This window comes from Candidatus Saccharimonadales bacterium (assembly GCA_035758565.1).
Taxonomy (GTDB): Bacteria; Patescibacteriota; Saccharimonadia; order Saccharimonadales; family UBA10212; genus DASTXL01.
On sequence record DASTXL010000001.1, the window covers coordinates 212,043 to 230,043 of the forward strand.

27 protein-coding genes, 2 tRNA genes and 1 pseudogene are annotated in these 18,001 nt (G+C 47.6%); 27 read left to right on the top strand and 3 right to left on the bottom strand.

What is annotated here, in order from left to right; genetic code table 11:
• Positions 1–77 precede the first annotated feature (77 nt).
• The 6 genes from rpsH (at position 78) to secY (ending at position 4,016) form a co-directional block, all read left to right on the top strand.
• Complete coding sequence (gene rpsH, locus VFT49_01180; protein ID HEU5004683.1) at positions 78–482, top strand: 30S ribosomal protein S8; 405 nt, start codon at positions 78–80, stop codon at positions 480–482.
• Between the two features lie 10 nt (positions 483–492).
• Positions 493–1,029, top strand: coding sequence for a 50S ribosomal protein L6 (rplF, locus tag VFT49_01185; protein HEU5004684.1), 537 nt, complete (start codon positions 493–495; stop codon positions 1,027–1,029).
• 1 nt (position 1,030) lies between these two features.
• Complete coding sequence (gene rplR / locus VFT49_01190; protein ID HEU5004685.1) at positions 1,031–1,384, top strand: 50S ribosomal protein L18; 354 nt, start codon at positions 1,031–1,033, stop codon at positions 1,382–1,384.
• Between the two features lies 1 nt (position 1,385).
• Positions 1,386–1,940, top strand: a complete 555-nt coding sequence (gene rpsE, locus VFT49_01195) for a 30S ribosomal protein S5 (GenBank protein HEU5004686.1) — start codon at positions 1,386–1,388, stop codon at positions 1,938–1,940.
• Between the two features lie 3 nt (positions 1,941–1,943).
• Positions 1,944–2,411: a 50S ribosomal protein L15 gene (rplO, locus tag VFT49_01200; GenBank protein ID HEU5004687.1), complete on the top strand. Its 468-nt coding sequence runs from the start codon at positions 1,944–1,946 to the stop codon at positions 2,409–2,411.
• Positions 2,412–2,483: 72 nt separating this feature from the next.
• Positions 2,484–4,016, top strand: coding sequence for a preprotein translocase subunit SecY (gene secY / locus VFT49_01205; GenBank protein HEU5004688.1), 1,533 nt, complete (start codon positions 2,484–2,486; stop codon positions 4,014–4,016).
• Position 4,017: 1 nt separating this feature from the next.
• On the opposite strand, the gene VFT49_01210 is transcribed toward secY, so the two are convergent.
• A complete protein-coding gene (locus VFT49_01210; GenBank protein HEU5004689.1) occupies positions 4,018–5,334 on the bottom strand; it encodes a hypothetical protein in 1,317 nt (438 codons plus the stop codon).
• A 147-nt stretch (positions 5,335–5,481) separates the two neighbouring features.
• On the opposite strand from VFT49_01210, the gene VFT49_01215 reads away from it, so the two are divergent.
• The 13 genes and pseudogenes from VFT49_01215 to rpsI all read left to right on the top strand — a co-directional run bounded on the left by VFT49_01215 (position 5,482) and on the right by rpsI (position 11,617).
• The gene (locus VFT49_01215) at positions 5,482–6,021 is read left to right on the top strand and encodes a hypothetical protein (protein HEU5004690.1); all 540 of its coding nucleotides are present in this window, start codon (positions 5,482–5,484) and stop codon (positions 6,019–6,021) included.
• On the top strand, positions 6,018–6,437 hold the full coding sequence (locus VFT49_01220) for a VOC family protein (GenBank protein HEU5004691.1): 420 nt from the start codon (positions 6,018–6,020) through the stop codon (positions 6,435–6,437). Before VFT49_01215 ends, VFT49_01220 begins: the two co-directional genes overlap by 4 nt.
• Positions 6,438–6,499: 62 nt before the next feature.
• The gene (locus tag VFT49_01225; GenBank protein ID HEU5004692.1) at positions 6,500–6,877 is read left to right on the top strand and encodes an STAS domain-containing protein; all 378 of its coding nucleotides are present in this window, start codon (positions 6,500–6,502) and stop codon (positions 6,875–6,877) included.
• A 70-nt stretch (positions 6,878–6,947) separates the two neighbouring features.
• On the top strand, positions 6,948–7,244 hold the full coding sequence (locus VFT49_01230) for a hypothetical protein (GenBank protein HEU5004693.1): 297 nt from the start codon (positions 6,948–6,950) through the stop codon (positions 7,242–7,244).
• 57 nt (positions 7,245–7,301) lie between these two features.
• A complete protein-coding gene (gene infA / locus VFT49_01235; protein HEU5004694.1) occupies positions 7,302–7,523 on the top strand; it encodes a translation initiation factor IF-1 in 222 nt (73 codons plus the stop codon).
• Between the two features lie 53 nt (positions 7,524–7,576).
• On the top strand, positions 7,577–7,693 hold the full coding sequence (rpmJ, locus tag VFT49_01240; GenBank protein ID HEU5004695.1) for a 50S ribosomal protein L36: 117 nt from the start codon (positions 7,577–7,579) through the stop codon (positions 7,691–7,693).
• Positions 7,694–7,696: 3 nt separating this feature from the next.
• Positions 7,697–8,083, top strand: a complete 387-nt coding sequence (rpsM, locus tag VFT49_01245; GenBank protein ID HEU5004696.1) for a 30S ribosomal protein S13 — start codon at positions 7,697–7,699, stop codon at positions 8,081–8,083.
• 8 nt (positions 8,084–8,091) lie between these two features.
• Entirely contained in the window at positions 8,092–8,571 is a 480-nt protein-coding gene (gene rpsK, locus VFT49_01250) for a 30S ribosomal protein S11 (GenBank protein HEU5004697.1), read from the top strand.
• Positions 8,572–8,685: 114 nt separating this feature from the next.
• Positions 8,686–9,306: a 30S ribosomal protein S4 gene (gene rpsD / locus VFT49_01255; protein ID HEU5004698.1), complete on the top strand. Its 621-nt coding sequence runs from the start codon at positions 8,686–8,688 to the stop codon at positions 9,304–9,306.
• Positions 9,307–9,327: 21 nt separating this feature from the next.
• Positions 9,328–10,278 carry a DNA-directed RNA polymerase subunit alpha gene (locus VFT49_01260; protein HEU5004699.1) on the top strand — a complete coding sequence of 317 codons (951 nt, stop codon included), beginning with the start codon at positions 9,328–9,330 and terminating at the stop codon, positions 10,276–10,278.
• Between the two features lie 12 nt (positions 10,279–10,290).
• Positions 10,291–10,641: pseudogene (rplQ, locus tag VFT49_01265) on the top strand (50S ribosomal protein L17).
• 146 nt (positions 10,642–10,787) lie between these two features.
• Complete coding sequence (gene rplM / locus VFT49_01270; protein HEU5004700.1) at positions 10,788–11,219, top strand: 50S ribosomal protein L13; 432 nt, start codon at positions 10,788–10,790, stop codon at positions 11,217–11,219.
• Positions 11,219–11,617 (top strand): 30S ribosomal protein S9, encoded by a 399-nt coding sequence (gene rpsI / locus VFT49_01275; protein HEU5004701.1) that lies wholly within the window; start codon positions 11,219–11,221, stop codon positions 11,615–11,617. Before rplM ends, rpsI begins: the two co-directional genes overlap by 1 nt.
• A 47-nt stretch (positions 11,618–11,664) precedes the next feature.
• Here the strand turns inward: rpsI and VFT49_01280 are convergent, their stop codons facing one another.
• Entirely contained in the window at positions 11,665–12,543 is an 879-nt protein-coding gene (locus tag VFT49_01280; GenBank protein HEU5004702.1) for a hypothetical protein, read from the bottom strand.
• 262 nt (positions 12,544–12,805) lie between these two features.
• Here VFT49_01280 and VFT49_01285 point away from each other — a divergent pair, with 262 nt between their 5' ends.
• From VFT49_01285 to VFT49_01305, 5 genes are read left to right on the top strand one after another with little or no spacing between them, the layout of a single operon-like run.
• Positions 12,806–13,096 (top strand): hypothetical protein, encoded by a 291-nt coding sequence (locus tag VFT49_01285; GenBank protein HEU5004703.1) that lies wholly within the window; start codon positions 12,806–12,808, stop codon positions 13,094–13,096.
• Between the two features lie 32 nt (positions 13,097–13,128).
• Complete coding sequence (gene trpS / locus VFT49_01290; GenBank protein ID HEU5004704.1) at positions 13,129–14,205, top strand: tryptophan--tRNA ligase; 1,077 nt, start codon at positions 13,129–13,131, stop codon at positions 14,203–14,205.
• Positions 14,206–15,069 (top strand): RluA family pseudouridine synthase, encoded by an 864-nt coding sequence (locus tag VFT49_01295; protein HEU5004705.1) that lies wholly within the window; start codon positions 14,206–14,208, stop codon positions 15,067–15,069.
• The gene (locus VFT49_01300; GenBank protein HEU5004706.1) at positions 15,062–15,937 is read left to right on the top strand and encodes an AAA family ATPase; all 876 of its coding nucleotides are present in this window, start codon (positions 15,062–15,064) and stop codon (positions 15,935–15,937) included. The genes VFT49_01295 and VFT49_01300 overlap by 8 nt, the downstream gene beginning before the upstream one ends.
• 21 nt (positions 15,938–15,958) lie before the next feature.
• Entirely contained in the window at positions 15,959–16,612 is a 654-nt protein-coding gene (locus VFT49_01305) for a tetratricopeptide repeat protein (protein HEU5004707.1), read from the top strand.
• On the opposite strand, the gene VFT49_01310 is transcribed toward VFT49_01305, so the two are convergent.
• Positions 16,609–17,064: a hypothetical protein gene (locus VFT49_01310; protein ID HEU5004708.1), complete on the bottom strand. Its 456-nt coding sequence runs from the start codon at positions 17,062–17,064 to the stop codon at positions 16,609–16,611. The genes VFT49_01305 and VFT49_01310 overlap by 4 nt on opposite strands.
• On the opposite strand from VFT49_01310, the gene VFT49_01315 reads away from it, so the two are divergent.
• The 3 genes from VFT49_01315 (at position 17,057) to VFT49_01325 (ending at position 17,855) form a co-directional block, all read left to right on the top strand.
• Positions 17,057–17,132, top strand: a tRNA-Thr gene (locus VFT49_01315). The genes VFT49_01310 and VFT49_01315 overlap by 8 nt on opposite strands.
• A gap of 264 nt (positions 17,133–17,396) precedes the next feature.
• Positions 17,397–17,801, top strand: coding sequence for a group I intron-associated PD-(D/E)XK endonuclease (locus VFT49_01320; protein HEU5004709.1), 405 nt, complete (start codon positions 17,397–17,399; stop codon positions 17,799–17,801).
• A tRNA-Tyr gene (locus VFT49_01325) sits at positions 17,770–17,855 on the top strand. The genes VFT49_01320 and VFT49_01325 overlap by 32 nt, the downstream gene beginning before the upstream one ends.
• Positions 17,856–18,001 lie beyond the last annotated feature (146 nt).

An 18,001-nucleotide genomic window follows, 5' to 3' on the forward strand; every position in this document is an offset into this window, starting at 1 on the left:
ATTGCCGGATTTGGATTCATTCCAAAAGGTGCGTTGAGGAAAACCGTAGGTTGTCCTCAAAAGCCGGAGGCGCAAATATGAAGCAAATAGTAAATACAGATCCAATCGCAGATATGCTCACTCGTATCCGCAACGGCATTGCCGTCGGCAAGAGTGAGGTCAGGATGCCGCATTCTAAGGTCAAAGAGACCGTTGCCAAGATTTTGGCCGATAACGGTTTTCTTTCGAGTGTCAAAGCTTCAGAAGAAGGCGGTCGCAAAGTTCTGACTGTTGTGATTACCGGCAGCGACGAACCGGCTAAGATTACCGAAATTTCCCGCATTAGCCGCCCGGGTCGCCGTGTTTATGTTAAGGCCGCCGATATTCCATCGGTTAAGCGCGGCCGGGGTATTGTAGTTGTTTCAACTTCCCACGGTGTTATGAGCGGTAAAGAAGCCGTCAATCAACACCTTGGCGGAGAATTAATCTGTCAGGTTTATTAAGGAGTAAATAATGAGTCGAATAGGAAAACTACCGATTTCAGTTCCATCCGGTGTGACAATCACTGTCGACGACGACTTTGTGAGCGTTAACGGCCCCAAAGGCAGTTTGAAGCAATTCACTATGCCGGGCGTTAAGGTTGCTGCAACTGGCGATCAAGTGTTGGTTACCCGCGAAAATGATGAGCGAGCTAACCGTGCCCGTCACGGACTAATGCGCTCATTGGTTGCTAATATGGTTCAGGGCGTCAGCCAAGGGTTTGAAAAGAAGCTAGAGCTAAACGGCGTAGGCTACCGCGTGCAAACGCAAGGTGCCGATCTCAAATTTAACCTCGGCTTTTCTCATGACGTTGTCTATAAAGTGCCGGCGGGTGTTAATGTGACTGTCGAGCAGAACGTCATCACCGTTAGCGGTATTGATAAGCAACAGGTTGGCCAAGTGGCCGCCGAAATCCGAGCGCTTAAGAAGCCAGAGCCATACAAGGGCAAAGGTATCAAATATGTCGATGAGCGCATTATCCGTAAATCAGGTAAGAGCGGTAAGGAATAAGATGAATAACTTAAAGCACAAACAAATGATGAGTGAGCGCCGAGCTAACCGTGTCCGCGCTAAGGTTTCTGGCACTTCTGAGCGCCCGCGCTTGGCTGTCAGCATTAGCAACCTGCACGTTACGGCCCAAATCATCGACGATACAACCAGCAAAACTTTGGCCTACGCGACAACCGTCGGACAAAAACTAACTGGCACAATGACCGAAAAGGCTGCCGTTATTGGCGAACAGATTGCTAAAAAAGCCGCCAAAGCCAAGGTGAGTAAAGTTGTTTTAGATCGCTCAAGCCGTAAATATCACGGCCGCGTCAAGGCTTTAGCTGACGCCGCGCGCAAGTCAGGATTGGAGTTTTAATATGGCCGAAAATCAGCAAAATCAACCACAACGTCGCAATCCACGAGCCCAAGCTGTCGAAGAAAAGCAGTTCGACGAGCGCGTCGTTTACGTTAACCGCGTTGCGCGTGTCGTTAAAGGAGGCCGTCGTTTTCGCTTCCAAGCTTTAGTCGTAATTGGCGACCACAAAGGTCAAGTCGGTATCGGTGTTAGTAAGGGTGCCGACGTTCAGGCTGCCGTTACCAAAGCTACGGATGTGGCCAAAAAACATCTAACGAGAATCCCGATGCACAACGCGACTCTTACCCATGAAGTCCAGGCTAAAGTTGGTGGTTCCAAGATTTTGATTATGCCGGCTGCACCAGGTACTGGTTTGATCGCCGGTGGTGTTGTGCGTATTGTTCTAGAGGTTGCCGGTATCGAAAACGCTCTCTCTAAGTCGCTAGGCTCTTCTAACCGCATCAATACGGCTTACGCCACGCTAGCTGCGTTATCTCAGATGGAGCCAGCTGACAAATGGGTTCCGAACCAGACGAGTAAGCCAGCTTCAAAAGCTAAAGCAAAGGCGGAGGCTTAAACTATGAAATTTAATGAACTTACAGTATCTAAGCAGACTAAGCCAACTCGCGTTGGACGCGGTATTAGTGCCGGTCGCGGCAAGACTGCCGGTCGCGGCACCAAAGGCCAGGGTTCGCGTAAAAGCTCCGGCCGAGCCGGATTCGAGGGCGGTCAGATGCCGATTTATATGCGCCTGCCTAAACTTCGCGGCTTTAAGAGCCACCGGGTGGCCGCCGAAAATGTTTACACCGGTCAGCTGAACGACGTTAAGGGCGTCACTGTTGATCCAACCTCGCTAGCCGAAGCCGGATTGATTAGCAGCCCCTACGTCAACGTGAAGCTGGTTGTTAAGGGCGAGTTAACCGCTAAAAAGACAGTTAAGCTGCAATCTGCCAGCAAATCAGCCGTTGAGACGGTCGAAAAAGCCGGTGGCAAATTTGAGCGCATTGACCGCCTGGCGCGAACTAAAAAAGCCAGCGAATCAAAATAAAGCAACTCTCTGTTTAAAAAACGTCCGTTAAAGTGTTACGCTAGCGGACGTTTTTCTGTATAATTATTACGAATGAACTGGGGCATAATTTTAAAGTCTCTTGGCCACAAAGAGATGCGAAACCGCATTTTGGCGGTGCTTGGCATGCTGCTTGTTTTTCGAATCTTAGCTCACGTTCCAGTTCCTCTAGCCGACCCGCACACTTTAAAGCAGGTCCTCAATAACCTCTTTACGCAGACAAATTCCAACCAACTTCTCGGGTTTCTTAATGTTCTTTCTGGCGGCGCGCTAGCTAACTTCTCGATCATGCTAGTGGGCTTGGGCCCTTACATTAACGCCAGCATTATTATGCAGCTGCTCACCAAAGCTATTCCAAAATTGGAAGCTATGAACAAAGAGGGAGAGTACGGCCGCAAAAAGATTAACCAGTACACCCGCATGCTTACATTTCCGCTGGCCATCGTTCAGTCAATCGGCACCATTTATTTAATCCGCCAAGAGGCCTCAAGCATTGGTGGTTTGGGCGATATCACGGCCAATACTTCATTTTTGCAGTGGGCTTTAATGATCGCCACACTCACCGGCGGCTCTATGGTATTGATGTGGCTGGGTGAACTTATTACCGAACGTTCTATCGGCAACGGTATTAGCTTGCTGATTACCGTGGGCATTGTTAGTCGCCTGCCGACCCTATTTACCGAGCTTTGGAGTGGAGCCTACTGGGTTAAGGGCACTAACGCGGCCAATGATAAATTTATGCTGTTCCATCGCAATTTTTCTAAGCACGGCATGATTATTTTTTGGATAATCATGCTGGCCATTATTGCCATCACGTGGGCGGTGGTGAAGCTTAATGAAGCCAGCCGTAAACTTACGGTTAATTATGCTAAACGCGTGCAAGGCAATCGTACTTATGGTGGCGTAACCACTACTTTGCCGGTCAAACTTATTACGGCCGGTGTTATTCCAATTATCTTTGCCGTGGCCTTTCTTTCCGTGCCCAATTTCTTGGGCCAGTTGCTAACGCACGGGCAGGGAGTGAATCTGGCTAATCCAGTAGGCACTTGGCAGCATTTGGGCGTTAATTTGTCTACCTGGTTTCAGAGTCCTAGCCAGCTAACCTTTGCTACCGAGGGTTGGAAGGCCTGGATTTACCCGGTGACCTACTTCTTATTAGTGTTTATCTTTACTTACTTCTATACCAGCGTAACGTTTAACTCTAAAGAGATTGCCGAGAACTTGCAAAAACAAGGCGGCTTTATCGCCGATGTCCGTTCTGGCAAGCAAACCGAAAGGTATTTGTCTAAGGTAGTTAATCGCCTAACTTTGTTTGGTGCGCTAGCACTTGGTTTTTTGGCGATTTTGCCGATTGTCGCCCAAGTTAAGCTGAATGAGAACATTGCCATTGGCGGCACTAGCATTTTGATCTTGGTTTCCGTTTCGCTTGAAACCTTACGCCAAGTAGAATCACGCGCTTTGATGATTACTTACGATCAGTATGAGCAACCCGACTATTTTTACGAAGCTCCAGGAGTAGAGGGCGCTCCATCTAGCCGCACGGCTATTCTCTCGCGCCTGCCGCTGGTTGGCCGCCGCAAAAAATAGCCTACTTTATTTTTGAACAATCAACGTCACCGCCAACTGGTAGCGGGCGTCCAGTTACACCAGCGTAATAACGGACTAGTCGTTCACCTAGATCTGATCCAGGATATGGTTGATCGTATAATCGGGCTAGCAAAAATTCTGTTTTGGCGCGGATAACCGGACGAGCAGGATCTAGTAGGTCTGGAAAATTACCGTTTGGCAAGGACATCATCCCGCCGAGAGCTTCCTTGTCGTCGGCAACGCTGGCAAATCCATCTGTATCGGCTACCACTTCTTTGCTTTCTTCAGCGGCGAAACCTTCTTGCACTCGACAATATTCTTTATAGTCTTTCTTTTCGTATGCTTTGAGACCCTTCTGGCCGTTCTTTATATCCGACGGTCGGCGGTATATATCGATTGAATTTAAAATGGTCAGTCCTTTATGATTGCCGGAGCCATAGATGTTTTTATGCGGGTTCAGAGCGACGTAGCCGGGGTCATTATCGGCGGTAGTGTAGCACTCTTCGTTATCTAACCCATCGTAAAGCGCCTTGTCGATTTCGTCTGCGCTTCCATCACCGCTTATATCCCAATAAAGAGTGCCTGGACCGTAATAATAGTCGAAGGCATAGGCAGAGCTCTTCATAAGGATGATCTTTTTAAGTCCGCTCAGCTGTACGTATTCCGCAGGGATATTCCGAAGACCTCGCGTAATTCTAGACAAGCTGGCCAAAGCCTCATCCTGAACGTCTAATTTGGTTGGGCTCTCGAAGTCATCAACCTGCTTTTTAGATCCAATCTGCAACGATATGCCGTACTTACCCAGATATTCGCGCACAGCTTGTAAGTCTTCGTTAATCGAAGGTAAGATTTGGTCTGTGACGCCGAAATTTTTCTTATCCCATTTTGCCCAAGCGGGCGTAACACCTTCTTGGGAGTTAAATGCAATGTCCTCTATGGCCGGCGACTGCTCAACGAATGTTAAATGATATTTTTTGGCGGCGACTTTTTCTTGCCAGCTGGGATCGCTTAGAGTTTTGTCCACGTAGGCTTGGGTCGGGACAGGTAGTTTATTGGCATCGAACATGCCGCCAAATAGCTTATCAACTGCTTTTGTCGCTTTGGCGGATGGCGCCGGACAACTCGTGGCAGGCATTAATGAGCTTTTGTTTTCATGTTTAGCAATTAAAAATAGCGACAACGCGGCGGTACCAATCGCTCCCCACTGAACCAGCCGTGTTTTGCGCCATCTAAAATCTGGATGATTAATAATGTCGCTAATAGTTTGAGAGCCGCGTGAGTCGGCACCTTCGGATTCATTAGGTGGCTTTTCTGACATTTTATAACTATACCATCTTTTTGAATTTTTTAAATAATTAATCGACTGTAGCTTTCTAAGCGTAAGCGTTTGCCATAATACCCTCAGTAAAAGGATAATCAGGCCACGAGCTTTAACGAGGCTTTAGAGAAGAAACGTCTAAAGGAAATGCCGCGCGAGGATCTTTTGGCGGCAGTTGATGACACTATTGAACTCCATGGCGAATACCTTCGGCTTTACGACTATTACGAGAATACCGACGGCACGCTAAATTATTGGGCCGGTCATGTTGCCGCTAGGGATGTGGCGCACTATGTTTTGACCGGCGAAAACGAACACATTGCTTGGATTGATTATTTAATCGCCGAAGGATTGGCCGAAAGTAGGCAAAACTGGCAAGATTGGGCGCGACCGCACCCGCATTCAGTTTATGAAAGGGCTATTCACGATTTTTCTAGATCAGAACATTCTTTGAATAGCACGTATTTTCTGATGAGTTCTATGGCCGCAGCCTTAAGGCGCTTAAGGAATCAAACTGGCTGGATTGAGCGAGATGGTGATTACGGCTGGCGCTTAACACCCTCTGGCATAGCCGTGGCCGATGCTCTTGCCGAGGACATGGTTGAAGAAATCGGCCAAAAGTCACAGATTACTTTCAAGAACACGCAGTATAATCTCCTTGAACTAAATAAAGGAGGCACGCTATGAATCCAGTTGTTCATTTCGAAATGGGATATTTCGATCGAGATCGGATGAAAGAGTTTTACCAGACGGCTTTTGGCTGGAAGTTGCAGCAATACGGTGAAGATATGGGTAATTATGTAGTAGCCCAAACGGCTGAAACCGACGAAGACGGCATGGTCAAAACTCCTGGCGCTATTAACGGCGGTTTTTATGCCAAAAGCGACAGTCCAGATTCGCATGCGCCATCAGTAGTTATATCTGTTAAAGATATTAATAAAGCTATCGAGGATGTTAAGTCTGCCGGCGGCAAAATCAAAGGTGGCATGACTCCAGAAGGCGAACACACCATGGAGCCGACGATGATTCCGGGTGTTGGTCTTTGGATTTCTTTCGAAGACACCGAGGGCAACCGCGTAAGCCTTATGCAGCCAAAACGGTAAAGTTCAATTATCATTTGCTCTCCGGTCATTGAATTTTTAGTAAATAGTGGTACGGTTGGGCTATGGCACACAATGAATATCCGTCAGAAATACCGCAGTATTATTTTTCTGAAGATATAGAAGTGCCAGTAGCGACCGTCTATTTACCTCAAGAGTCCGATTTATATAGCGAACCTGCTGTTAGACCAGTCGTTCTGGGCCACATCGCGAATGACGAGATAGAAAGATTAGTGCTGGACTTTGAGCATGTTGAGTATATAGACTCCACGTTTTTGGGCATGTTCGTTGGGGCCGCTAAGCGAGTTAGGGCAGCTCAACGCCGAACAATCAAAGAGTTAATTTTACAGGGCCCGGCTGCCAATAAGTCCATTCCAAAAATATTTGAGGTCACCGGACTTGACCGAGTCTTTAAGATGGAGGGCTTCAAGGGTCGTGTATAGAATTCTTGGCCAAGCCCGCATATAAAGCTTGTGCTTGCGTTTAAAGGATTCTGGTGGAAGAATTACTCAGATGAGCGAGCACATGTCAGAAAATGAGAAATTTATCTTAAGCATTCCCGAATCGGTTACTTACACTGCCGATGGCAGGCGGATAGTCGAAGGCGTGGGTTATGCTAGCCCAGGTTTGAGCGAGGGTGAAACTCGAGAGATGCTGGCCAATGGCTATGGGTTTGATCCAGATTCGATAGAAATAACTGGGTTACAGGAAGCCACAGCATCCAGGGGACGCCGCTTGAGTGTCGGTTTTAGACGGTGGAATTCCAGCTGGGACCCTGATGCGACCCGCCAAAACGCCAGCCTGAATTAATTTATCAAAACCCTTTACAACTCCTTACCGCTCTGGTATATTGAACAGGTTGTATTTATGGCCAAAGACAAGGAAGTAATCGAACTCGCCGGAACGGTAGTCGAAGCATTACCAGGAACGCAGTTTCGTGTCGAGCTTGAAAACGGCCATCAAATCATAGCTCACGTTGCAGGGAGGATGCGGAAACATTATATCCGTTTAGTCCCAGGCGACCGCGTTAAGGTAGAATTGACACCTTACGATCTGACGAAGGGTCGGATAACTTACCGCGAGAATTAATAAATTAGTTCTATAAGAGCAGTGTGTCACCCAGGATAAGGAGGATGATCCGCATGAAAGTGCGTGCCAGCGTAAAGAAAATCAGTCCAGATGATAAAATCGTCCGCCGTAAAGGACGAGTTTACATTATTAATAAATTAAAGCCTAAGCACAAGCAGAGGCAAGGTTAATATATGGCAAGAATTTCTGGTGTAACTATTCCAGATAATAAGCAGGTGTTAGTAAGTCTGACCTATGTTTATGGTGTCGGTCCTAAATTCGCCAGCGAAATTTTAGATAAGGCTAAGATTGAGCCAACTGTCCGCGTAAAAGACCTGACGGATGCGGAAATTGGCCGCATTCAGGATGTTATTAACGCTGATTACATTATTGAAGGTGAGCTGCAGCGGATTATTACTGGTAATATCAAGCGTTTGCGAGACATCAAAGCCTACCGAGGCGAGCGTCACGCTCGTAACCTGCCAAGTCGAGGGCAGCGCACCAGAACTAACGCCCGCACTCGCCGCGGCAAGAAAATGACCGTTGGCGGCACAGCTAAGAAAGCCCCGAGCAAGACCTAAGGATTAGTATGGCAGACGAAATTACACAAGAAAAGGCCAAGCAAACAACTCCAGAGCAGCCAGAAGTTACCACTCAGGCCGCCGAACAGCCAGAGGCAACTGCAGCCGCTCCCAGTCGCCGTCGTAAGGCTAAACGTACAGTTAGCGCGGCGCACATCCACGTTTTGGCAACTTTTAATAACACCATCGTTACCGTGACTGATGACAAGGGTAATACCCTGACTACCGCTAGCGCTGGCGCTTCTGGTTTTCGCGGATCCAAGAAGGGTACAGCCTATGCCGCTCAAGTAGCCGCCGAGAAGGCCATTGGTGATGCCAAGAGCGCTTACGGAGTAACTAAGGCCGACGTATTTGTAAAAGGTGTTGGCTTGGGCCGCGACGCAGCCGTTCGTTCGTTGATCAACCAAAAGATTACCGTCGAGAGCGTTCGTGACGTAACCGGCGTACCACACGGTGGCGTACGTCCAAGAAAGCCGAAGAGGAACTAAAAATGATGTATTTGCAGCTAAATAGGGAAAAGACAGCCCGACAAAATGTATTCCATTTTGCCGGCGCGATAGGAAAAACCGTAGGTTTGTCCTATAAGGACGGAGTCCGCTAAGATGGCACGAGATACTCAAAGTATAGTTAAAATGTCTCGCCGTGAAGGCTACGCTCTTCACCCTAAGGCTCACAAAGCCCTGGTTAAGCGCAGCGCCCTACCTGGCCAGCAGAACACCGGCGGCTACAACCGCACTAAGTCTAGTCAGTATTCATTGCAGTTGCGCGAAAAGCAGAAAGTGAAGAGACTTTACGGCCTATTAGAGCGTCAATTCGCTAAATTAATGACCGAGGCCAGCAAAGCCCGCGGTCAATCCGGCGCAACTTTATTGCAGTACCTAGAGCGGCGCTTAGACAATGTTATTTACCGGGCTGGTTTAGCGCCAAGCCGCCGCGCCGCGCGCCAAATGGTCACTCATGGCCACTACATGCTCAATGGCCGCCGAGTTGATGTTCCCTCTATCCGTGTTAAGGAAGGTGATGTAATCGTCGTGCGGGATCACAGCAAAGGCAGTGATTATTTCAAACGCCTGGAAGATACCAGCCCAGCACCGGCCGCTTATCCTGCCTGGTTGAAGGTTAATCGCAAAAAGCTGGAGGTTACTATTACAGGTATTCCTACCCGTGACGATGCCGAACCAGACATCAAAGAACAGTTAATCGTAGAATATTATTCACGCTAAAAGGAGGCGAGGAGTAAAAGTATGAGCAAATTAATTCACACCCCAGCGCTGGCATCGGTCAACGATCATGGCGCTACCAGTGCGACGTTCGTTATCGAACCGTTGCATCCTGGTTACGGTATGACGCTCGGTAATTCTCTGCGCCGCGTTCTGCTATCCAGCATTGCTGGGGCCGCAGTCACGGGCTTTAGAGTCGAGGGCGTTAGCCACGAATTCACTACTGTAAAAGGCGTTAAAGAAGACGTCGTGGCCATTATGCTAAATCTAAAGGGTTTGCGCTTTAAGGTTTATAGCGACGAGCCACAAACCATTCGTTTGAGCAAAAAAGGCAAAGGTGCCGTGACCGGCAAAGACCTAGAACTCAATTCTGATATTGAAGTCGTCAACCCAGAGCAGGTTATTTGTCACATAGACGACGACAAAGCCAGCGTTTCTATGGAGCTTACCGTTGAGACTGGTCGCGGTTATCGTCCAATCGACGAAACCGGCAGCGGCCGCAAAGTTAGCGATATGATTATGCTAGACGCCTTGTTCACTCCAGTTTTACGTGTTCGTTACAAGGTAGAAAATACTCGTGTTGGCCAGGCCACCGACCTTGACCGCTTGCTTTTAACTGTTGACACCGACGGCTCAATCAGCCCACGCGAGGCTTTTGAAGAAGCCGCCGCGCTTTTGGTTAATCAATACACTGCTTTGGCCGGTCAAACTCGTGTAGAGGCCAGCCCAGCACCTGTTAGCGGTTCTAGCGACAGCGCCACCGCTTTAGAAGACGGTGACGAACCAGCTGAACTCATGACCTCTATCGAGGACCTAAACCTTAGCGCTCGTACTACTAACGCTTTGATCAACAATGATATTCACACCATTCGCGACTTGTTGAGCCTGTCAGAAGCGGAATTACGCGACCTCAAAGGTTTTGGCAACAAAGCCTTAGATGAAGTTAAAGATAAAATAGCCGAATTGGAACTCTAGGAGACTCACTAAATGCACCGCCACGGATACCAAGGAAGAAAATTCGGCCGCGAACGCGACCAGCGCCGCGCTTTGCTCAAGGGCTTAGCGGAGTCTTTGGTTATTCGTGAGTCGATCGAGACTACCTTACCCAAGGCTAAAGAAGTTGTAACTTACACCGAAAAGTTGATTACCAAAGCTAAAAAGGGAGATTTACACTCCCGTCGCCAGGTTATTGCCAGCCTTTCTACCGTGGAAGCCGCTAACAAGCTGGTTAACGAGTTAGCGCCAAAGCTAGCCGGTCGCAACAGTGGTCACCTGCGCGTAAAACGCACCGGCTTGCGACGCGGCGACAACGCTCAGATGGCCCGTGTTAGTTTTGTAGATGATTTGTCAAAGAAAGCCGCAAAAGCTGCCGAAGCCAAAAAGGCAGAAGCAAAGCCTGCAGATGCAAAAGCACCAGCTAAAGCTGCCAAGAAGCCTGCTGCGCCCAAAAAGCCAGCCAGTCGCACCAAGAAAGAGGATAAATAATGAAGACTTATAGTCAAAAACCGGCTGAGGTTACCCGCAAGTGGTACGTTTTGGACGCTTCGCAGGCCAGCATGGGCCGTGTGTCTACTGTGGCTGCATCATTATTGATCGGCAAAGGGAAACCAACCGTAACTGCCCACGTAGATGGTGGCGACTACGTCATTGTTATCAACGCCGATAAGCTAGTTGTAAGCGGTGGCAAAGAAGAGAAAAAAGTTTATTACAACCACAGTGGTTTTCCTGGCGGTTTACGTGAGCGCCCGCTCAAAGAAGTTTCCGGCACCGAGGCTTTGTACGCTGCTATTCGCGGCATGCTGCCAGTTAATAAACTACGCGATGGCCGCTTGGCTCGTCTTAAGATTTACGCTACCGAAGCACACAATCACAACGCCCAGCAGCCCGACGTTTACGAATTGAAAGGTAATAAGTAATGGCAAATAACTACTTTTACGCCCTAGGTCGCCGCAAAAGCGCCACTGCCCGAGTACGCTTGCAGTCTGGCAAAGGCGAATTCAGAATCAACGACAAGACCTCCGATGAGTACTTCGCCGGCAGCAAAACCTTTACTACTGAGCTTTTCCGCCCGTTCAACGTACTGGAACTAGATCCTGAGAAGTACGCTGTCAGCGCCAAGGTTTCCGGCGGCGGCCACGCCAGCCAGGCTGACGCTATCCGCCTCGCTATTTCTAAGGCTTTGGTTGAACTTAACGAAGATTACCGTGGTACTTTGCGCCGAGCTGAGCTACTGGGCCGCGACCCGCGCGAGAAAGAACGCAAGAAGTTTGGCCTTAAAGGCGCGCGCAAGCAACGCCAGTTTACTAAGCGCTAAACAGCCAAAATTATAAGAAAAGGAGCCTTAAAAACAAGGCTCTTTTTCTATTTTCGACTCTGAGAACGCGTTCTAGTAACTTGCGTGGTTGCCAGTAGAAGTTCGTCCAGAGCAGTAATGTAATCATCGACGCTTTTTGTTCCGACAGCCATGCTTTTACGAACGTAAGTTAGGTATTCTTTACGTTTGTCTTCTGGAATTTCTGGGTTTTTAAGCTCAGTTAGTGCATAGCTCATCCAGGCTTGAGAATTGCTGTCGATAGTCGTGAACCTGAGCACTCTGTCGACGCTATTCTCGTCTTGGCCTTCTTGTTCAGTCACGCGCTTGCCATAAATCTCCCGGCCGGTAAGATCTTTGCCGATAGGTTGCATGTCGCTGCCTTCTGGTTTTTGATCTACGCCAGCAACATAAAAAACATCGTAGCTATCAAAATGAAACACATCAAAAAAATCTCGACCGCTAGACCTCTCTCCAAAGTGCAGAGTTGGAGTGTAGACAGATTCTCTGCCGGCGTCTCCGCCCCTAAAAATTCCCCATAGCCGCAGCGCACCAAAAGTTTCAATGCCTGTTTCGCCGACACCTAGCGGAATGAGTAGAGAGTCAGCGTAAACCCGCTCTACCTCTGCTTCGCCTTTGCCGGGGCGGTTTTCACCGTCTTGAATACGGCTGGCCTTATCTACGTTTCTTGGATCGCCAAACAATTTATCACTGGCTTCAACCGCGAATTGATTCCTATCTAAAACACTTTGCCACCTCTCGTGCAGGGCTTCAATGCTTCTGGCTCTTTGAGCATTACGCCTTTGTTCGCGACGCAGCTCCGCGGCTTGTTCGCGGACTCGAGCTACATGCTCTTCTTCTAGCTGCATGCCAGCTTTAACCGATTCTCTGGTTTCTTCTAGTCGCTGATTAACTCTTTCTGTGCTCATAAATCCCTTTGGTTTCGATTGTATGCCAGAGGAGTAAGAATGCAAGCATAGGCGGCTTAATAGCTCGGCTATCGTTGACATAAGGTTTTTGTTGAGATAAGGTCATTGTTATGAACTTTGTTAAGACCGTCTTGAAGTATTGGTTCACACCCAGAAAGCTGGCGGTTTCTCCTGTGCGTATTAAAAAGTAAATAACTTAGTAACCACGAGTGAGGCCGCCAAGCTGGCGGCTTTTTAAATTAATTAGAATTGGAGAAAAACAATGAACCGTCAACACGGGCCAGAGCAAGCTTCTGGCGAACAAATATCGTCCGAAAGATTAAGATTACACGAGCTTGGCCAACTTGCCCTAAGTGGTCGCGAACAGCGAATTTTAGAAGCAAGACAAACCAGAGCGGCTCGAAACTTTGTGGAACGTTTCCACTTTATGGAGGTCTTCGGCTTTGATCCACACTTTGGTATTGCAGATAGCGGCGAGGAGGCGCCAGAAAACGACTATAAGCCTCGGCTTAAGACAACCCCGGCCGTAAGGCCGCTTTTAGTCGCACTATAGAAAACTAAAAGAATACCGATATAATGAAAGTAATGAAAGAAACAATTTTAACTGGCATTAGGGCCAATAATGATCTTCATATTGGCAATTATTTTGGCGCGCTATTGCCTATGATTGATATGGCCAAAAAACACTCTGACGAGTACGAAATCAATTTGTTCGTGCCAGATCTACACAGCTTTACGACGCCGATTGACCATAGCAAACTGCAAGCCCAAATCTTACATAATCTTAGGCTATTTGTAGCTGCTGGATTACCGCTGGATAATGATTCGATTCATATTTACCGCCAAAGCTATATTCCAGCGCATTCCGAGCTGACTTGGATACTAGACTGCTTCACCGGCTTCGGTGAAATGCGAAGAATGACCCAGTTTAAAGATAAAGCGCAAAAAGCAACTCTCGACGTAGCGGAGGCGGATAATCCAGAGCATATTCGCTCCATCGCTCAAGATTTATTTGCATCTGTCTCTGTAGGGCTGTTCAACTATCCCGTCCTGATGGCGGCGGACATTCTGCTTTATGGCGCTAAATATGTGCCGGTTGGCGACGACCAAACACAACACCTGGAGTTTACGCGCGATATTGCGACCCGAATGAATAATCAGTTTGGAGAGCTTTTTGTGGTGCCAGAACCAGTGGCGAAGCAACATGAATTCTTCGGTAAAGACCAGGGCTTGCGTATCAAAGACTTAGTTGATCCAACTAAAAAGATGAGCAAGTCCGACGAATCCGGCCGCGGAATTATATTCCTTGGCGATAATCCTGACGACGCCGCAAAAAAGATCATGAGCGCCACAACTGACAGCGAAAGCAGCGTTGGCAATCCGGATATGCAGACTCGCCCGGGTGTTGCCAACCTGGTTCAAATTCTTAAGCTGTTGGATCCAAACATTGGTGATGTCAGCAACCTAGGATATAAAGATTTTAAAGAGAAAGTCGCGAACTCAGTCAAAGATTTCCTTAATGATTTTCAAGCCAAGCTAGCAAGCGTGGACGAACAAGCGATAATGCAGAAACTCGAAGCCGACGAGTCAGCTATGACTAAGATTGCTGGCGAAACCTTGCTGAGCGTACAAAGAGCTGTAGGATTAAGACCAAAAGAATAGATGCAAGAGTTTACAGTTGATCAAGGCAGCGTAGGGGTACGGGCTGATAAGTTCGTGGCGGCCCAGTATCCGCAGTTCACCCGTTCGGCGTTAGAAGCATTATTCGACCAAAGTCTAGTGAAAGTCAACGATAAGACAGCCAAACCAGCTCATAAGGTTAAAAGCGGCGATAGGGTCATCGTGGATGAAACCTTGATAAAATTAGATCCACCCAAAATTGATCTGCCGATAATCTATGAAGACGAAAACGTAGTTGTTATCGATAAACCGCCCGGCGTTCTAACGCATTCTAAAGGCGCCCTAAACTTAGAGGGTACAGTGGCGAGCTTTGTTAGGCCAAAAGTCAAAGAACTTGAAGGAAATAGGGCAGGGATTGTACACCGTCTAGATAGAGCCACCAGCGGTGTGATTATCACCGCCAAGAACCCGCAGACGCTATCCAAGCTACAAAAACAGTTTTCTAATCGCAAAGCTAAAAAGGTTTATTTGGCACTCGTAGAAGGCAGTTTAGACCCGCCAGAAGCTATTATTGACGTGCCGATTGCCCGCAATCCAGCTCGTCCGCAGACATTTAAAGTATCAAGCAGTGGCAAGCCAGCCATTACCCAATATAAAGTTCTAAAGACTTTTGCGGATAAAGATAAAACGTATTCATTAGTGGAGCTCAAGCCCCAAACCGGCCGCACTCATCAGCTAAGGCTGCATATGGCTTATATCGGCCATCCGATAGCGGGCGACCCAATATACGGCCACAGCAACGATGATCGCCTGATGCTGCACGCTAGTAGTCTGGAAATAACTTTGCCTACTAGCGAAAGAAAGGTGTTTGAGGCTAAGCTGCCAAAGGAGTTTAGAGATGTTTAACGATCTTTTGCTGCACGAAGCTACTCGTCAACAATTGGATGGTTTTATGAAAAGACCGTCACATGCTCTATTGCTTAGCGGTCTGCCCGGTAGCGGCAAATTAACTGTTGCTCGAGCACTAGCCGCGCAGCTGCTTTCACTTGAACCAGAAGTATTAGAAAATTATCCTCATTTCTTAATAATCAGTCGCTCTGGCGGTAAGCAAGATATAAGTATCGATTCGATTCGGCAAATTCCTCGTGCTTTATACCTACAAATTCCTGGAAACGCAGCCGTAAAGAGAGTGATTTTGATAGAAGATGCCCAACTCATGAACCCAGAGGCTCAAAACGCACTTTTAAAATCGTTAGAAGAACCCGGCGGCGGCACGATCTTTATACTAACTGCCACGGACAAAGCAGAGCTTTTGCCAACCGTCGCCTCTAGAGCAACCAGCATTTCTATCAATCCGGTAGGGCAGGAATTAGCCGTTAAATTCTTTAATCAGTTCCCTCAGAACAAAGTTCTATCGGCTTGGGCGCTTAGCCAGGGCGCCCCTGGACTGCTAGCAACATTACTGGGCGAAGAAGACAGTGAACTTAGATCAGCAGTTGATCAGGCCAAAACTTTCCTTACCATGGACCGCTACGAGCGGTTAGTAGAACTAGATCGGTTAAGCAAGAACAAAGCAGACCTCTCTAATCTGTTAGAAGGTCTAAAGCGCGTACTCAACGCTTTATATAGAAATGCGGCCAAAACCAATAACAAAGACAGGCTAAAGAGGTTTTTAGAGGCTACGAAGCTAGTGAGTCAATCTCAGCAAGATTTAAATAACAGCGTTATGCCGCGTTTAATTATCCTAAAATTAGCCCTGAGCTTACCGGTATAGATTTGTTATAATTAAGCCGAAATGTATTCACTACTCTTATTAGTTGTACTTTGGTTGGTTGTTTATCGGCACGGTCACCGCTCCGAACAAGAAATGGTGGTGATTCCGCAGCGAATTGGTAACCGTTTAACCAAACTTTGGGAAATAGCGCATATGGGTATGCGTGAGAATCGTTTATTACGCGCCGAAAAGGCCCTTTTGACCATTCTTAAAATCGACGAAAAGAACGCCGCCGCTTATAACCGCTTAGGCATTTTGTACGCTAAACAGCGTGAATACCGAGACGCTATCGACTGTTTTGAAATTGCTAGCTCCATCGAGCCAAGCGCTTCCAGCCTGCACAACCTGGGACTGATCTATTACGAAACAGAGAATTATCAAAAGGCCGCTACCGCTTTCGAGCAAGCCCTTAAACTGGAAGATGAGCTGGCTGCCCGCCATATTGCCTATGCCAAAGTTCAGGAAAAATTAGGCAATGAGAAACTGATGATTCAGGAGCTGGAAAAATCCGCCGAACTTGAGCCAAACCGCGAAACGTATGCCTTGCTCACCAAAGCCTATGAAGCTCAAGGCATGGAAGACGAAGCCAAAGCCGCCCAAAAGAAACTTGATAAAATGTTGCTGCCGGCAGCAAAGCATAAACGAATCTTACGCCCCAAACGGGTGGTTATCTAAAAACACAACCTTACTACAGACAAATAAACCCAAATTATAACAAAACCAAAAACAAACAGGCTAAATAGAGTTAACGCAAAAGTTGCTTCAATCCTCACGCGCCTAATTTCAATTTTTGAAGCTAATTTATGAATCGAAAGCAAAAGCGTCGACGCTAATAAGACAATGGTTGCTAAACTAGAGATAATCAGATAGGGATAGTACTTGGACGCTCCACAGGTGTCAGAAGATGGGTCGAGGTAGTTGGATAATAAAGTGAGTGCTGTAGCTACCAGCAGGCTGATAAAGGACGATCGTAGCCTGTGTCTGGCTACTGTCGACCAGGCCGTTTCTACTATCATTGCATAAGTATAGTACGGTTTAGATTTTTTACCGCAATATCTGGCATTTTTACCTCTGTTTTGATAAACTAACTTCGAGCTTAACAAATAAGCTCTTTTTCTTGCCGACATAGCTCAGTGGCTAGAGCGGCTGTTTTGTAAACAGCGGGTCGTGGGTTCGAATCCCTCTGTCGGCTCCATGATTTTGAGCCCGCCTTTTGGCGGTAGCAAAATTATCTAGTCGATACGGATGAGAACCCGGGTGAGTGAGCGAAAGCGAACAAGGGTTCGTACAGGAATGAGCGTGCAGGAATTTATTCCGAACAAGCGAATTCCGTGCAAGCGTAAGCGCATCCCTCTGTCGGCTCCATTTTTTGAACGTGTTTGCGAGGGCGTTCAAGGTGAGGAAAGTTCAGGTGGGTGTTACATTGCTAACCGCACTATACTCTGCTATAGTGCGGTCTATGCAGACTAAACAAAAGGGAGATCTAGCCCTAGCATCCGCAATTCAATATTTTGTCAGCCAGGATTACGAGGTCTGTCTGCCGATAGGAGACAAGCGTGACTATGACTTAATAATTGAGAAGGGTGGCCAGCTGTCTAGGGTTCAGGTAAAGTACGCTGGCTTATACCTGCGCGGCAATCAATGTAAGGTGGGACTACGCATAACTGGCGGAAATCAATCATTTCATTATGCAAAGAAATACATGGACGATGCCTTTGACGAGCTTTTTGTTTATACTGCTAAGGGTGAAATGTTCCTTTTGCCATGGAGTAAAGTAACCGCAAGAAATGAAATCAGTATCGAACATAAAAAATATGAAGTTTTTCGACTGCGCGGAGGTAGTGAAGCGGTCAAACACGTCTGACTGTAAATCAGATGGCATTCGCCTTCGGGGGTTCGAATCCCTCCCTCCGCACCATGAAATATGGCTAGTCATTTGACCGGCCATATTTCATCTTGTAGAGTGGGCTGAACCACCGGCGACAGCTTTAGCTGGCGCAAAAGGGGTTCGGCGTAGCAAAGGCACGCGCAAAAGCTCAGCTTTGAGCATGTCTGAGGCGGAGA

Coding starts and splice junctions, on each gene's coding strand:
- rpmJ (HEU5004695.1), top strand. CDS start 7,577: ATGAAAGTGCGTGCCAGCGTAAAGAAAATCAGTCCAGATGATAAAATC.
- trpS (HEU5004704.1), top strand. CDS start 13,129: ATGAAAGAAACAATTTTAACTGGCATTAGGGCCAATAATGATCTTCAT.
- rpsM (HEU5004696.1), top strand. CDS start 7,697: ATGGCAAGAATTTCTGGTGTAACTATTCCAGATAATAAGCAGGTGTTA.
- VFT49_01260 (HEU5004699.1), top strand. CDS start 9,328: ATGAGCAAATTAATTCACACCCCAGCGCTGGCATCGGTCAACGATCAT.
- VFT49_01295 (HEU5004705.1), top strand. CDS start 14,206: ATGCAAGAGTTTACAGTTGATCAAGGCAGCGTAGGGGTACGGGCTGAT.
- rpsI (HEU5004701.1), top strand. CDS start 11,219: ATGGCAAATAACTACTTTTACGCCCTAGGTCGCCGCAAAAGCGCCACT.
- VFT49_01285 (HEU5004703.1), top strand. CDS start 12,806: ATGAACCGTCAACACGGGCCAGAGCAAGCTTCTGGCGAACAAATATCG.
- rplO (HEU5004687.1), top strand. CDS start 1,944: ATGAAATTTAATGAACTTACAGTATCTAAGCAGACTAAGCCAACTCGC.
- rplR (HEU5004685.1), top strand. CDS start 1,031: ATGAATAACTTAAAGCACAAACAAATGATGAGTGAGCGCCGAGCTAAC.
- VFT49_01225 (HEU5004692.1), top strand. CDS start 6,500: ATGGCACACAATGAATATCCGTCAGAAATACCGCAGTATTATTTTTCT.
- VFT49_01300 (HEU5004706.1), top strand. CDS start 15,062: ATGTTTAACGATCTTTTGCTGCACGAAGCTACTCGTCAACAATTGGAT.
- VFT49_01215 (HEU5004690.1), top strand. CDS start 5,482: ATGCCGCGCGAGGATCTTTTGGCGGCAGTTGATGACACTATTGAACTC.
- VFT49_01230 (HEU5004693.1), top strand. CDS start 6,948: ATGAGCGAGCACATGTCAGAAAATGAGAAATTTATCTTAAGCATTCCC.
- VFT49_01305 (HEU5004707.1), top strand. CDS start 15,959: ATGTATTCACTACTCTTATTAGTTGTACTTTGGTTGGTTGTTTATCGG.
- VFT49_01220 (HEU5004691.1), top strand. CDS start 6,018: ATGAATCCAGTTGTTCATTTCGAAATGGGATATTTCGATCGAGATCGG.
- rpsH (HEU5004683.1), top strand. CDS start 78: ATGAAGCAAATAGTAAATACAGATCCAATCGCAGATATGCTCACTCGT.
- VFT49_01310 (HEU5004708.1), bottom strand. CDS start 17,064: ATGTCGGCAAGAAAAAGAGCTTATTTGTTAAGCTCGAAGTTAGTTTAT.
- rplM (HEU5004700.1), top strand. CDS start 10,788: ATGAAGACTTATAGTCAAAAACCGGCTGAGGTTACCCGCAAGTGGTAC.
- rpsE (HEU5004686.1), top strand. CDS start 1,386: ATGGCCGAAAATCAGCAAAATCAACCACAACGTCGCAATCCACGAGCC.
- infA (HEU5004694.1), top strand. CDS start 7,302: ATGGCCAAAGACAAGGAAGTAATCGAACTCGCCGGAACGGTAGTCGAA.
- rplF (HEU5004684.1), top strand. CDS start 493: ATGAGTCGAATAGGAAAACTACCGATTTCAGTTCCATCCGGTGTGACA.
- VFT49_01210 (HEU5004689.1), bottom strand. CDS start 5,334: ATGTCAGAAAAGCCACCTAATGAATCCGAAGGTGCCGACTCACGCGGC.
- secY (HEU5004688.1), top strand. CDS start 2,484: ATGAACTGGGGCATAATTTTAAAGTCTCTTGGCCACAAAGAGATGCGA.
- rpsD (HEU5004698.1), top strand. CDS start 8,686: ATGGCACGAGATACTCAAAGTATAGTTAAAATGTCTCGCCGTGAAGGC.
- VFT49_01280 (HEU5004702.1), bottom strand. CDS start 12,543: ATGAGCACAGAAAGAGTTAATCAGCGACTAGAAGAAACCAGAGAATCG.
- VFT49_01320 (HEU5004709.1), top strand. CDS start 17,397: ATGCAGACTAAACAAAAGGGAGATCTAGCCCTAGCATCCGCAATTCAA.
- rpsK (HEU5004697.1), top strand. CDS start 8,092: ATGGCAGACGAAATTACACAAGAAAAGGCCAAGCAAACAACTCCAGAG.